This window comes from Flagellimonas alvinocaridis, from assembly GCF_004916895.1.
GTDB classification, from domain to species: Bacteria; Bacteroidota; Bacteroidia; order Flavobacteriales; family Flavobacteriaceae; genus Flagellimonas; species Flagellimonas alvinocaridis.
On record NZ_SNTZ01000012.1, the window covers coordinates 1 to 14,593 of the forward strand.

Annotated in this window: 13 protein-coding genes; 11 read left to right on the forward strand and 2 right to left on the reverse strand. The window is 40.4% G+C overall.

Annotation, left to right across the window (positions count from 1 at the left end; translation table 11 throughout):
• Nucleotides 1–332: 332 nt before the first annotated feature.
• Nucleotides 333–1,892, reverse strand: a complete 1,560-nt coding sequence (locus EZV76_RS14585; protein ID WP_136567307.1) for a M28 family peptidase — start codon at nt 1,890–1,892, stop codon at nt 333–335.
• Between the two features lie 169 nt (nt 1,893–2,061).
• Here EZV76_RS14585 and EZV76_RS14590 point away from each other — a divergent pair, with 169 nt between their 5' ends.
• Both EZV76_RS14590 and EZV76_RS14595 read left to right on the forward strand, forming a co-directional pair.
• Nucleotides 2,062–3,318 carry an NAD(P)/FAD-dependent oxidoreductase gene (locus EZV76_RS14590; RefSeq protein ID WP_136567308.1) on the forward strand — a complete coding sequence of 419 codons (1,257 nt, stop codon included), beginning with the start codon at nt 2,062–2,064 and terminating at the stop codon, nt 3,316–3,318.
• 82 nt (nt 3,319–3,400) lie between these two features.
• Entirely contained in the window at nt 3,401–4,336 is a 936-nt protein-coding gene (locus EZV76_RS14595; protein ID WP_136567309.1) for a hypothetical protein, read from the forward strand.
• Nucleotides 4,337–4,338: 2 nt separating this feature from the next.
• Here the strand turns inward: EZV76_RS14595 and EZV76_RS14600 are convergent, their stop codons facing one another.
• On the reverse strand, nt 4,339–4,983 hold the full coding sequence (locus EZV76_RS14600; RefSeq protein ID WP_136567310.1) for an alpha/beta hydrolase: 645 nt from the start codon (nt 4,981–4,983) through the stop codon (nt 4,339–4,341).
• A 60-nt stretch (nt 4,984–5,043) separates the two neighbouring features.
• Here EZV76_RS14600 and EZV76_RS14605 point away from each other — a divergent pair, with 60 nt between their 5' ends.
• The 9 genes from EZV76_RS14605 (at nt 5,044) to EZV76_RS14645 (ending at nt 14,552) form a co-directional block, all read left to right on the forward strand.
• Nucleotides 5,044–5,466 (forward strand): PaaI family thioesterase, encoded by a 423-nt coding sequence (locus EZV76_RS14605; protein WP_136567311.1) that lies wholly within the window; start codon nt 5,044–5,046, stop codon nt 5,464–5,466.
• A complete protein-coding gene (locus EZV76_RS14610) occupies nt 5,447–6,508 on the forward strand; it encodes a chorismate-binding protein (RefSeq protein WP_236640933.1) in 1,062 nt (353 codons plus the stop codon). Before EZV76_RS14605 ends, EZV76_RS14610 begins: the two co-directional genes overlap by 20 nt.
• 54 nt (nt 6,509–6,562) lie before the next feature.
• A complete protein-coding gene (gene menD / locus EZV76_RS14615; RefSeq protein WP_136567312.1) occupies nt 6,563–8,296 on the forward strand; it encodes a 2-succinyl-5-enolpyruvyl-6-hydroxy-3-cyclohexene-1-carboxylic-acid synthase in 1,734 nt (577 codons plus the stop codon).
• Nucleotides 8,297–8,332: 36 nt separating this feature from the next.
• Nucleotides 8,333–8,674: a DUF2853 family protein gene (locus EZV76_RS14620; protein ID WP_136567313.1), complete on the forward strand. Its 342-nt coding sequence runs from the start codon at nt 8,333–8,335 to the stop codon at nt 8,672–8,674.
• A gap of 75 nt (nt 8,675–8,749) precedes the next feature.
• Nucleotides 8,750–9,580 carry a CvfB family protein gene (locus EZV76_RS14625; RefSeq protein ID WP_136567314.1) on the forward strand — a complete coding sequence of 277 codons (831 nt, stop codon included), beginning with the start codon at nt 8,750–8,752 and terminating at the stop codon, nt 9,578–9,580.
• Nucleotides 9,581–9,742: 162 nt separating this feature from the next.
• Nucleotides 9,743–10,342, forward strand: a complete 600-nt coding sequence (locus EZV76_RS14630; RefSeq protein ID WP_136567315.1) for an SPOR domain-containing protein — start codon at nt 9,743–9,745, stop codon at nt 10,340–10,342.
• Nucleotides 10,343–10,344: 2 nt separating this feature from the next.
• Nucleotides 10,345–11,253 (forward strand): 1,4-dihydroxy-2-naphthoate octaprenyltransferase, encoded by a 909-nt coding sequence (gene menA / locus EZV76_RS14635; protein ID WP_136567316.1) that lies wholly within the window; start codon nt 10,345–10,347, stop codon nt 11,251–11,253.
• Between the two features lie 33 nt (nt 11,254–11,286).
• Nucleotides 11,287–12,042, forward strand: coding sequence for a LytR/AlgR family response regulator transcription factor (locus EZV76_RS14640; protein WP_136567317.1), 756 nt, complete (start codon nt 11,287–11,289; stop codon nt 12,040–12,042).
• A gap of 548 nt (nt 12,043–12,590) precedes the next feature.
• Nucleotides 12,591–14,552 carry a sensor histidine kinase gene (locus EZV76_RS14645; RefSeq protein WP_136567318.1) on the forward strand — a complete coding sequence of 654 codons (1,962 nt, stop codon included), beginning with the start codon at nt 12,591–12,593 and terminating at the stop codon, nt 14,550–14,552.
• The last annotated feature ends 41 nt before the right edge of the window (nt 14,553–14,593 follow it).

Consider the following 14,593-nt stretch of genomic DNA (forward strand, 5'->3'; position numbering starts at 1 on the left):
TAACAAAAAAAGCACTTAGACTTTTTACAGATAGATCTAATCTAAAGGTGGTCCACTTTGGCCCGGCGCGGGTGGGTCACTTTCGTCCGGCCAGCTATGGTCACTTTAACCCGGCGAGGGTGGTATACTATGTCCGGCGTTTCCACCTTAGGTTGAATTTAAACTATGTGCTAAAGGAGAAACACAACTTCCATTTAAACTTAATCCAATTATTTAAAAGACTGTCGACCGGCAATTCCAATGAACTGACCATAATGTTTGGACACAACTATAGCTTTTGAAAAAAAAGCCCTTGTTTCCAAGAGCTTTTAATTTTCTAAAACGGGTTACGATTAATCGGCTGCTTTATCTACCACAAGTCTATCGGGACGATTGGCTATTTCCCATGCCGTGTGGAAAATAAGTCGGGAACGGTTTTCCAACAGATCATAGTTTATTTTATCGGGTGTGTCACCAGGTCGGTGATAGTCGGCATGCGTACCGTTAAAATAAAATATAATAGGAATGTTGTTCTTTGCAAAGTTGTAATGGTCACTTCTATAGTAAAAACGATTGGGGTCGTTTTCATCATTATAAGTGTAATCAAACTCAATGTTGGTGTATTTCTTGTTTACCTCTTCAGATAGGTTGTGGAGTTCCGTACTCAATTTGTCTGAACCTATTAAATACAAATAGTTTCTGTCTCCCGCATATTTTGGGTCTATCCGCCCGATCATATCTATATTAAGGTTGGCCACGGTTTGATCCAAAGGAAGTATGGGGTCCATATCCGTGTAATATCTTGAACCCAAAAGCCCTTTTTCCTCTCCGGTTACGTGCAGGAAAACAATGGAACGCTTAGGACCTTGACCTGCATCTGCCGCAGTTTTGAAGGCTTCCGCGATTTCCAAAAGAGCTACTGTTCCAGAACCGTCATCGTCAGCGCCATTATTGATTTCCCCGTTGGCACTTACTCCAATGTGATCTAAATGAGAAGAAATAACAATATATTCGTTCGGTTTTTCGGTTCCTCTTAATAGGGCTGCCACATTTTCTGAATCTACTTTTTCATTTCCACTTTCCACATTCAGTTTTAGGGATATGACCAGATTTTCAGGTGTGGGATTGGCTTCGATATCTTTTTTTATAGTAGTGGCAGATTTCTCGTTGAGCATGATCAGGAACTCATCACTTGCATTTCCGGCCAAGTCCATTTTACCACTATCATTAGTCTTCATAAAATCAAAATATCCTTTATAGCGGGGAAAGTTTTGTGCATCGTAGTAAAGAATTCCCTTGGCACCTTTGTCCACGGCCAAACTGGATTTTTTTTCCATGGCCTCGGACATGTTCCCCCAAACCGATTTTTCATCATTGCCCGAAACAACATAAGTGCCATCTGCGTTTATGGGCTCACCAGCCTTGATTAGTACAATCTTCCCGTTTACGTCCAAGCCGGTATAATCCGAGTAGGTAGATTCTTCAACACCATAACCTACATAGACCACATCCTTGTAATTACCTTGGGCCATAGTGAAGGTCAATACATCTTCCCCGATGGGGAAAGTAGTATTGTTGATGGTGATACTCCCTTCTGGAACACCAGCCACTTCAAGGGGCACTTTTTGAAAATAATCACCATCTGCCTTGGCAGCCGGAATGCCCATGCTTTCATATTGGGCCTTTAAATATGCAACAGCTTTCTTTTGACCTGGTTCTCCTGTTTCCCTTCCCTCATATTCATCAGAAGCGTAAATATATAAGTGTTCTTTTAATTCATCTTGGGTGATGGTGCTGGCATAAGTAATCGACACATCTGGTCCTTTTTGGGTTGGGGTGTTGTCCGACACCGTTTTTTGAGACGAGTTGCAGGCAAACATCAGGCCCAAAGCAAACAAGGAGATTTTTTTCATTATCAGGATAGTTTTCAAAATTTACCAAAAATAGTCAAAAGATTACTAAAGAATTGGGTGTGCGCAGATTAACTTTCTCAAGCCCTTTATGTATCTTGGCACCCTCTTTTGAAGCGTCATCGCATAATATAAATCGGTGGGATATCCATAGTTGAAAAGGATTCAGATCATGGGCAAAAACAAAAGTATCATTGTGGTTGGAGGTGGCATAGTTGGCCTTTCAACTGCATATTTTTTACACAAGGAAGGACATGAGGTCACAGTTTTGGACAAGTCGGATATTACCTCTGGCGCTTCCTTTGTCAATGCAGGTTACTTGACCCCAAGCCATATTATTCCATTGGCATCTCCGGGAATGATTTCCAAGGGGATAAGATACATGTTCAACTCATCGAGTCCATTCTATATGAAACCACGATGGGATGTTGATTTCCTTAAATGGGCTTGGTATTTTAAAAAATCTTCTACGCAGGTCAAGGTTGATGATGCCATGCCTGTGATCAGGGACATTAACTTGATCAGTAGGGAATTGTATGAAGGTATGAAGGCTTCCGGTGATTTGGGAAATTTTCATTTGGAGAACAAAGGACTGTTGATGGTCTACCAGACGGAAAAAGCCCGTGACCATGAACTCGAAGTGATGGAGAAGGCTGTTACTTTGGGATTGGAGGGTAGGCATTTGGACAAAAATGAGCTACAAAAAATAGAGCCCAATGTGAAGATAAATGCAGAGGGAGCTATCCTTTATGAATGCGATAGACACACCACACCTCCACAGATCATGAAAAATATGCTCAAATATCTTGAAGCAAATGGAGTGGTCATAAAAAGAGGGGAGGAGGTACTAAATTTTATTGCTACAGAAGGGACCATATCCCAAGTGGAGACCAATGCTGGAAACTACACTGCGGACGAGGTTGTCTTTGCCGCTGGCTCTTGGACCTCTGAACTTTCCAAAAAGCTAAGACTACAATTGCCGTTGCAGGGCGGAAAAGGCTATAGAATCAATATGGAGTCCCATACAGGAATAACCATGCCGGCCATTTTAATGGAAGCAAAGATGGCGGTTACCCCAATGGAAGGCTTTACCCGTTTTGCGGGAACTATGGAGTTTTCAGGAATCAACAACACTATTCGTAAAGAAAGGGTGAATGCCATTGCACGAGGAGCCGAAAGGTATTATGAAGGATTGAAAATTTCCGAAGAAGACAAGAGAAATGCACAATGTGGGCTACGGCCTGTAACCCCAGATGGTCTACCTTATATTGGACGGCCCAAAAGGTACGGCAATCTTATAATAGCTACAGGTCATGCAATGATGGGGTGGAGTCTAGGCCCCGCAACCGGTAAATTTGTGACAGAACTTGTATCTGGAAAGAAGCCTTCCATGGATTTAGGTCCTTTTGATCCGGATAGAAAGTTCTGAAGTCATATTTTCTTTGGGTTAATTTAGGCATAGTATGTGCTATAAATTTTTTAGTTGCTCTTTTAAGAAGTAATTTTACCCTATGATAAAAAACTACGCTACATTTTCTTTTTTGCTTTTTTTCCTGAATCTTCATTTGTACCCACAAGAGGTTCGCATATTTCGAGTAGGGGATTTTGATCTGAACGGAAATGTAAAGTCTTGTTTGGTCATTACAGACTATGGTAGGGAGTCTTTTGAATTTAATCCTGAAGGAATTTTAACAAAGACAGTGACGCAATACAATGATTCGGACCAAGACATTACCTATTATAAATATGAAGGGGGTGAGTTGGTTGAAAAACGTATGGAAAGCTACAAAAACAGTACGTTGGATGCATCAACTTCCATGGCCAATTTCTATTCCATAGATACGGTTCCCCAACGTAAGGTTTTGGAGAAAATCATTTCGTACGACAAACAGTTTTTGGAGCAACAAGTGTACGAGTATGATGAAGAAGGCAAACTGACAAAAATAATAACATCCAATGCGGAAGGCGTGGATGAAACCTCTTTTGAGTATTCCCCATATAAAAATGAACTTACCATAAGCACCTTCACCAATGGTATTCTGGAAAAATCGGTTCGCACATCGGAACGCAAAAGCGCCAAGGGAACACAAAAGGTGATTCTTACCAAGGAATATATAGATGGCGAACCCAACAGGGCAACTGAAGAGGTTTTTAACGCCAATGAAAAACTGGTGACCAGCGAATACTTCCTTTATGACATCGGAGAGAAGGAATTCGTTTCCCAGAAAAAGCTTTTTTATTATTACTCGGATGGTGTATTAAGCAAAGTGGTAACAAAGACCCTGACCACCGAAGCTGTGGAAGAGTACATTTTCCAATTTGATAATCATGAGCCGAAGAACTGGGTAAAACAGATTGTTACTCCAAACAACACCTACACTACTCGTATGATAGCCTACTATCCCGAGAAGGAAGCGGCCAAAGAAGGAGAAAACCCAAAGAAATAGGGCTAAACCAACCCTTGGATGATTTCGGGCTTTACTTCATGACCACCTTCAAACATGACTACTTCGGCTTTCCCCTGAAATAGCACATCCAGTTTTATTTTTTCTGATGTAAGGCGTTCTGCGGTCAGGTATTCATCCTTATCCCCATAAACAACTTTTATTTGGGTTTTTTCAAAGTCAAGGAAATAAAAATCTTCCTTTTTTAATTCATTGGGGATACCACCTGCATATAGGATTAAAAGTTTGCATAGGAGTTTTCTACGGGATAAAAATCTAGTGGCCACAGACACCCCTTGGGAAAAACCAAAGAGGACAAGGTTAGTATGGGAGGGGAGTTGTTCTGCTTCCAGGACGGCATCCATATACCGGAGTACATTTTCCATTTCCATGGCAGTATTCTCTTTGGTCAACCAACTGGCCCCTACGTATTTATATTCGTTTTTAAGGTAATATTTTGAAGGAGCTTGGGGAACTATGATATAATTCTCTTCTGGATCAAGTCCTGCAAAATACTTCGCAAAATATCTACTTAAATAGCCAATACCATGAAAGACCAACCACACATTTTTGGTTTTTTCATTGAGGGAATTATGCGTGAGATAGGTGTTTTGGGTCGTATACTGTACGGATTTTTCGCTAGGGGACATAAAGTGGTTTTGCTTAATACTATTGACAAAGCTTTGTGTAATTTTACAAAAAATAGAAGGATGGAAGACCATAAAGATAAGATTCTGTCCGTTTGCAATTCAATTTGCAAAGGGACATTAATGGAAACTTTGGAGATAGAGTATGTTGATGTTGGTGAAAATTTTTTGTTGGCCCGTATGCCTGTTAGCTCTAAAGTGCACCAACCAGATGGGGTACTCCATGGTGGGGCAACCGTAGCACTGGCAGAGAGTGTGGGCAGTGCCGCATCCTATGTTTTTTTAGATGGCAATAAGTTTTTTGTGAGAGGCATTGAGATTGCTGCCAACCACGTTAGATCAATCAAAGAAGGTTTCGTATTTGCTAGGGCCTCTATATTGCACAAAGGCCGAACTACCCAGCTTTGGGAAATTAAGGTCACCGATGAAGAAGGAAAACTAATTTCCAACTGTAAACTGACAACCATTGCCCTACCAAGAGAATAAAGATTTTGAAACTATTATTGGGAGAGTTGGCGATTGCCTTAAGGAGGGATTGCCTTTCTGTATTTATAGAAAGCCCAATCAGAGTCAAATAACAGCTGTTTTTCAATTGGAGGATGCGCTACACTCCGTAGTGGATTTCAGTGAAAAGGGCTTTGTTTTTGCCCCGTTCCAATTCGAAAACGGTGCAGTGCTACTTAAACCAGATGAGATTTTTGTAACCCAAATGGAGAATTCCGAACATTCTCCATTTGGCGAAATTCAACTTTCGGAAATAGGTAGAAATGATCATTTGGAGTTGATTAAAAAAGGCATTGAGGAAATCAATACAGGCCGATTGTCCAAAGTGGTACTTTCAAGAAAACTGGAAGCGGAAACAAAACTTTCCCCGCCTGAAATTTTCACCCAACTTTTGCAGCATTACCCCAATGCATTCTGTTATCTTTTTCACCACCCTAAAATTGGCACTTGGTGCGGGGCTACCCCCGAGACTTTAATGACCATTCAAAACCGGGAAATAAAAACCATGTCCTTGGCAGCTACATTGCCTTTTGTGGAAGGTGAAGTACCCCAATGGAAAGAAAAGGAACTTGAGGAGCAGCAAATGGTTTCGGATTATATTCGTGAGCGTTTGACAGGACTGATGGAATCTTTGGATATAGAGGAAGCTAAATCGGTCAGGGCTGGAAACCTATGGCATTTAAAGTCAAGAATCAACGGAAAAATGTTGCCCAAAACTTCGGTGAACAAGATTGTTTCGTTGTTGCATCCAACCCCGGCTGTTTGTGGTATTCCAACCCAAAAAGCTAAGGAGTTTATCCTTAAACATGAGAATTATAGGCGAACTTATTATACTGGCTTTTTGGGAGAACTCAACCTGAATCAAGCAACCGAAACTTCCTTATATGTAAATTTAAGGTGCATGGAACTCAAGGGGCAGACAGCCTCGATTTATGTGGGAGGTGGTATTACAAAAGCATCTGACCCTGAGCGGGAATGGGTTGAAACCCAGAACAAAAGCAAGACCATACTCCACATCCTTTAATTTGACGCCTCTTTATTTAGGGGAATTTGGTTTTCAGATGTATTTTTGTGAGCCATGATGTACTCAGATATTCCCTCGGCCCAAATGTTGGTTTTATATTTTAAGTCCCGAGGTGTCAGAAATATTGTCATTTCTCCGGGGTCTAGAAACGCCCCATTGACTTTGGGATTTACCAAGAACCCATTTTTTAAGTGTTTCAGTGTTGTTGATGAGCGCTGTGCCGCCTTTTTTGCCTTGGGAATGGCCCAACAATTGCAAGAGCCCGTGGCAGCCATATGTTCGTCAGGCAGCGCATTGTTGAATTATTACCCCGCCGTTGCCGAAGCATTTTACAGCGACATTCCCTTGATTGTGGTTTCGGCAGATAGACCCAGCTACCGGATTGATATTGGGGATGGACAGACCATCCGTCAAGAAAATGTGTTGGCCAAACACATAGGGTATAGTGCCAATTTAAAACAGGACATTTCCCATGCACCTGCACTTGTGGCTAAATATGGCAAGAATCTTTTACAGGAATCCCAGGAGAGTATCCAAACGTACAACGAAACTGAAATTGGAAAGGCTCTGCAGGTCGCACTTTTGGAAAAATCTCCAGTGCACATCAACATTCCGTTTGAGGAGCCACTCTACGGAACGGTTGCTGAAACTTCTCTGGTTATTGAGGAAATTCATGAGGGGGTTGATAAGGCCCCAATATTGGATTTGAACGATTTCAAGAAAGTATGGGAAGCTAGTGGGAGAAAAATGGTTTTGGTAGGGGTTAATCAACCCAATGCCATAGAGAAAGAAGTGCTCGAAGTTTTAGCCAAGGATGGAAACTCCTTGGTATTTACGGAAACGACCTCGAATGTACATCACCAAGATTTTTTTCCGAGCATAGACAGTATTGTGGCTCCTATTGAAAAATCTGAAAATCGAGATGAGCTTTTTCAAGAATTACAACCCGATTTACTGGTTACTTTTGGCGGACTGATTGTTTCCAAAAAAATAAAGGCGTTTTTAAGAAAATACCAACCCAAGAACCACTGGCATGTAGATTCCAAAAAGGCATATGACACTTTCTATTGTCTATCACATCATATTAAGATGGAACCCAATGCATTTTTAAAGCGTGTTTGCAACTTGGATAAAGAACCGAGTGGTTACAAACTAAAATGGCTAGGGGTAAAAAACAACTATGAAGAAAAGCGGAACGACTATCTTGGGCAAATCCCGTTTTCGGATTTTATGGTTTTCAATGAGATTCTTCATCAAATACCCAAAGGGTATCAGGTACATTTGGCCAACAGTTCTACAGTGCGGTATACGCAATTGTTTCCTATGCAGCCTACGTTGAAGGTGTTCTGTAATCGAGGGACAAGTGGTATCGATGGAAGTACCTCTACTGCCATCGGAGCCTCTATTTTTGCAGAAAATCCCACAGTTATGATTACAGGCGATCTTAGCTTTTTCTACGATAGCAACGCTCTTTGGAACGCCAATATTCGCCCTGATTTTAGGATTATTCTGATCAATAATTCCGGAGGCGGAATTTTCAGGATTTTGCCAGGCAATGAGGATACTGTGGAGTTTTCCACCTTTTTTGAGACCCATCATGTGCATACGGCCGAGCATTTGGCCAAGATGTACGGCTTCTCATATGAAACTGCCCATAACGAGGAACAGTTGCATACATGTTTGAATGATTTTTATGATGAATCCACCAATCCCAAGATCCTTGAGATTCATACTCCCAGAAAGCTGAACGATAAAATTTTGCTTGGCTACTTCGATTTCATATCTTAGGGGGTGGTATAAATCATCAACATTAACCATTTTAAAATGAGCAAAAGAGACGAACTTATCCAAAAGTACGCAGAGGAAATCAAGACCAAATTTGGAGAGACCCCAAACATGGACCTATTGACCAAGGTGACCATAGGACTTGGCCCCGCCGTTTACAATTTGGACGCTTCAAAGGTTTCTGGTTCCAATGAAAAGGAATTGGAAACGGTAAAAAACAACTTCTTGATCAAAAAATTGGGACTTTCTGACGGTCCGGCCCTTACTGACGCCATAAACGAGGTAATAGATGCCTATGGCAGGTCGGACAAGAACAAGTACCGTGCAGTAATTTATTATATGTTGGCCAAACATTTCAAGAAGGAATCTGTTTACAACTAAGGCAACGCAAAAAGGAATAGAGCTGCCCAACTGGCAGCTTTTTTTATACCCAGAATTTCAATATACCTTTACACCATGATACAATTGGGCGGCCATAACACATTAAAAGTTTTACGTAGCACCAGCATTGGTCTTTTCCTTGGAGATGATGAGGGGACGGAAGTACTTCTACCCAACAAATATGTTCCAGAGGATTTTAAGATAGACATGGACTTGGAGGTATTTTGCTATTTGGACAATAACGAGCGTCCCATAGCCACAACCCTTAAGCCAAAAATCACAAGGAATGGCTTTGCTTTTCTTGAGGTTGTTGAAGTAGGTGAATTTGGTGCCTTTTTGGACTGGGGCTTGGAAAAGCACCTGTTGGTTCCTTTCAAGGAACAGGCCCAGAGAATGGAGGAGGGCAAAAAGTATGTTGTGTATTGTTATATGGATGAAAAAACGTTCAGACTGACTGGGTCCAGTAGGGTTGACAAGTTTTTATCCAATGAGGATGTGGCCTATGAAGTGAATGATGAAGTAGACTTGTTGGTATATAGAAGAACGCCTTTGGGATGGGAGGTGGTTGTAGATGGAAAGTACAAAGGACTTATTTTTGAAAGTGATGTATTTAGGCCAATGACCAATGGTGATAGCCTAAAAGGCTATGTGAAAAATGTGAGGGCGGATAAGAAAATAGATTTGTCCCTCAAGCCCATTGGAGCCAAGATGCTGGAGCCCACTGCAAAAATAATCTACGATAAGCTTGTGCAAAACGATGGTTTTCTGCCTTTGCATGACAAATCATCCCCTGAAGAAATACAGTTTACCCTCCACCTAAGCAAGAAAGCTTTTAAGAAAGGGGTTGGTATTCTGTATCGCCAAAGAAAGATAAACCTTCAGGATGACGGAATATATCTCTTGTGATTCTTGTTAGCACCTTCAAGAAACAACAGCTTGAATTAAAGGGATTTTGATACCGCTGGGTTTTTTTCTTTCAACAAAAACTTTACATTTGTAAGTATGTAGATTAACTCATTGACAGTTATGTGCTTAGCACAAACTTAGAATCCGTAACTCCCTAGAAATATGCCTTTTATTGAAGAAAGCGATTTATTGGACCTTCACAAGGACATAGATAAGGCCCAGATTATTAATGAAAGACTTTTAGACCAGATAAAGTATAAGAACAAAGATTTGCGCAAAATTAGACTACAGCGCAACATACTTTTAGGGTTTGTAGGTCTTTTTGTAATAGGGACTTTGGCCATTACTTCGTTTACTGCGGGATTGAGTAGCAAACAATCGTACGAGAACCAAAACAATCTTTTGGTTTCCATAGATAGTCTGGATGCCATTAAAACAAGAATAGATAATCTTAAGAGTCAGAACGAGGAACTTAGCTTGGTAAAAGAGTTTTACTTGGCCAAGGAATTCCTGAACAAAGAAAAAATTTATTCCGTACAGGTCAAATCCTTTGTGGACAACAATGTAACCTTGGCATCTGAGGCGCTGACCAACACTCTTTTTGTTAAGACCAATCCGTTCTATGCCTATTCCCTTGGTAATTTTGAAACCTTGGATGAAGCACAGACTTTTAGAAAGCAATTGGTGCAGATGGGCTTTAAGGATGCCTTTGTAGCATCATACCAAGATGGAAAAAGAATAAAAATAGAAGACCCGTATTAATCTTGGGAAATATTAAGGCTTGGGTACAGGCTGCCAGACTTCGCACGCTTCCATTATCATTATCTGGAATTATTTTAGGAACCGCCTTGGCAACAAAACAGGGTTTTTTTGACTTGGGCATTTTTGTCTTGGCACTCATGACAACAGTTGGTTTTCAGGTGACCTCAAATTTTGCCAATGACTATGGCGATGGGGTAAAAGGCACCGACAATGAAGACCGTATTGGACCCGCCAGGGCCCTTCAAAGTGGATGGCTTACCCGTTCAGCATTGAAAAAGGGAATCATTATTTCCATTGCCATCTCCCTGCTTTTGGCCATTGGGTTGGTTTATTTGGCATTTGGTTTGGACAATCTGCCTTACATACTACTTTTTTTAGTCCTTGGTTTTTTGAGCATCTGGGCGGCCATTAAATATACCATGGGCTCAAATCCATACGGCTATATGGGATTGGGAGATGTGTTTGTCTTTTTGTTTTTTGGACTCTTAGGTGTGTTGGGAAGTATGTTCCTGTATACAAAAACCATAGGTTTCACCTCTCTTTTATTAGCTATAGCAGTAGGACTGTTATGTGTTGGGGTTTTAAATTTGAACAATTTAAGGGATGTGGTTTCCGATAAAAAACATGGAAAAAATACCGTAGTGGTAAAAATGGGATTCCAGAACGGAAAGCGATATCATTTCCTGTTGTTGATGGTGGCCTTTATTTGCTGTACAGTATATATTTTGATGGAAGACTTAACGGTATTGCAATCCGTTTTCATGGTTGCTTTTGTGCCGATTTTTATTCATTTAAAAAAAGTTATGTCAACACAAGTGCCCGGAGCCTTGGATGGGGAACTTAAAAAGTTATCCCTAAGCACTTTTTTATTGGCCATACTCTTCTATACATCAGTAAATTATTTTTTGTAATTTTGAGATATAACCAGATAAACTTTATGGAACGTGGAGCAACCGATTAAAATTTTGATTGTAGAGGACAATGTCATCATAGCAGATGATATGCAGTCCATGTTGGAAGAGATTGGTTATGAGATCGTGGACAACGTCATCGTGTATGAGCAGGCAGTAGAGGTGTTAAAGAACAACCATGTTGATTTGGTTCTTATCGATATTATTCTCGCTTCTGACAAAACTGGCATTGACTTAGGAAAGCATATCCGGGATGTTTACAATATTCCCTTCATTTTTGTCACATCCAACTCAGATAGGGCCACAGTGGAAAATGCAAAGACGGTAAAACCAGATGGCTATTTGGTAAAACCCTTTGAGCAACAGGATTTGTATACGTCCATTGAAATTGCGCTTTCCAATTTTAATTATTCAAAAAAGGATGATCCCAAAGCTATTGAAGGAGACGATGGGGATAGCTTTACCTCCAATTCAGTTCTAAAAGATTCCATTTTTGTAAAAAAGCAACATCTATATTACAGAATTCAGTTTAGCGATATCCAATTTATCAAGGCAGACAATGTGTATTTGGAGGTGAATACAGTGGACAAGAAATTTTTGGTGCGTTCTCCGCTTAAGGATTATTTGGAGAAATTGCCCAAGAACAAATTTTATAGAGCCCATAAATCGTACATTGTTAATGTGGACCACATAGATGCCATTAACTCAAAGGACATTATGATCAACAACAACTTAATTCCTATTTCCAAGGATTTTAAAGAGTTCATATTGTCATCCATGAATAGCTAATAAGGACAAAGAAGTATAATATAGAAGAGTGCCCAACCGGGCACTTTTTTTATGCCAAAATCTTTTTTCTATGCAATGACAACAGCTTTTGTGGTGTTCACAACAATAATTACCCACCATAGAATGATCACTGTACTTTAGCAGTGTAAATAATTAGAAAGTAATTTTTTCATTTTCATATAGTGTTCTCGTAAAAGGGTCTTGTCCAAAATGGCAAGGCCTTTTTTAGTTTACATAATCCCTGTCCTCCTGTAAAGCTCCACGAAATGCACAAAACATCGACAAATGGGAGTTTTGCATATACCTAAAGAGGTTTCACAACAGAAATGGACCGTTTCACAACAATAGTGAGCAACTCTATGGGTTTGGGTTTAATTTTGAAGCTAAACTAGCGTTCTTTATATACCCCATACTTTGATTACAAGCTATAATACTGGCAAATGGTACGGCTATTAATCATTTTGTTTGATGGGGGCACGGAAAAAGGGCACAAACAATAGTATGGACCTTGGCGATATACTCCCAGGGTCAATGTATTTAATAGATTAATGGGACGTTACGTAAGATTCTTATTTACTTTTATATACTTTGTTTTTCTTTTTGGTGGGGCTGCACAGTCCATCACTGGAGAGGAACAAAATTCCCTAAAGGAATTTCAGGATATCAACACACCATCAGGAAGGTTCAATATCTTTTTCAATTCGGTGGATAGGTATCACGAACATTCTGCCTACGACTGGCTCGATACCGTAAAAATTTACCTTTCCAACGCGCAAAAGACCAAAGACTCCACCGCCACAAGACTATACAAGGTCATGCAGGCACAGATTTACAATGATCTTGGTGAATATGATAAAAGTACCGCGCTAGCAAAAGAACTTTATGGAACCAAAGATTCTTTGGATTCTGAGTCGCAAAAAATAGTCCTTGAAGTACTGGATGACAATTATGCCAATCTACAGCTGTTTGACAAGCAGATTGAAATCCGTAAAGAGAAAAGGGAAATGGGCATCACAGAGAATGTGGCCTTCTACGATATATATAGCAATCTAGGACTGTACAGAAAGGCAAGAAACCAATACATAATGGAGGTAAAGCCTACCATTGCCGATAACGATTCTTACGGTTTGGCCAAGTACCACAGCAAAGTGGGCAACTATTTACGATTGGACAATTCTGCCCCAACAGCCTTAAGTGAGCTAAAAAAGGCCAAGGCATATTTGGATGTTTATCTTAACGACATTTCAGTACAAAAGAGCGAAGCCGAAATCTTTGAGAGCGATTTGCTCAAGGCAGAGATTGAAGGGAATATTGCCAAATGCCATGTTATGTTGGCAGAGTTTGAACAGGCTATACCCTTGCTCAAAAGCAGTATAGAGGTTCTGGAATCTTCGCCTAAAAATGGACATAGAAATGAAGTCATTGAGAACACACTATACCTTGCCGATGCAAATCTTCAATTGGAACGCTTTGTGGATGCCAAAAAAAGCCTTGATGTCGACTTTGAAAACATAGGAATCTTACAAAGTATAAAGCGCAATAGTTTACTGGCCTCATATTATGACAAGGTGGAAAACTACAAGAATGCCGCCATGTATTATAAGCGCAATGAACGTATAAAAGATTCCTTGGCGCAAAAGCAATCATCCATCATTAAACAGCAATTGGTAACGATTGTGGCCAATGAGGACTTGGAAAATTCACAGCGCCTGATTGATGAGCAAAAGAGAATCAACGAGTTGGCCCGTAGTGAAATGAAGGCCAAGGATGAGCGCATCAATCTTGTTTTCATTTCATTGATATTCACCCTATTGGGCTTTGCAGGCTTGGTATATGCGTATTTAAAAAGTATAAAGAATCAACGTCTGATCGCAGAACAAAAGCATATCATTGAGAATGCCCTTATTGAAAAAGATTCCCTGTTGAAAGAAATTCACCACAGGGTAAAAAATAATTTGCAGATGGTTTCCAGTTTGCTGAGTTTGCAAACCAAGAACACCCGTAGCAAATCGGCCATTGAAGCACTGGAAGAAGGTAAGAGCAGGGTAAAGGCCATGGCGTTGATACACCAGAAACTGTATCAGAACGATGACCTCTCCGTTATTGAAATGCAAGGGTATATTGAAAGTCTCATCAACAGTGTGCAATCTGTATACAAAAAAGGCGGGCATAACATCAGCATTACCATAGATGCAGAAGGTACCGAGCTGGACATTGATCGCGCTATTCCCTTTGGGTTGATATTGAATGAATTGGTATCCAATTCGTTTAAATATGCTTTCCCAGAGAACGATGAGAATGGGAAAATCTACATCCATTTAAGAAAAAATGGCGACCAAGGCTATTTCGAATATACCGACAATGGTGTGGGACTTCCAGAAGATGCCGAGGAAAGGGCCCATTCTTCCATGGGTATCCGTTTGATGAACAGGTTGGTAAACCAACTTCAGTCCAAACTGAACATTGACAGAGATAGCGAAGGGGTGCGCTTTTGGTTCAACTTCAGCTAAACACTTTGCAGCGTAGCTTCCCAAATATGGTTACATTTGAA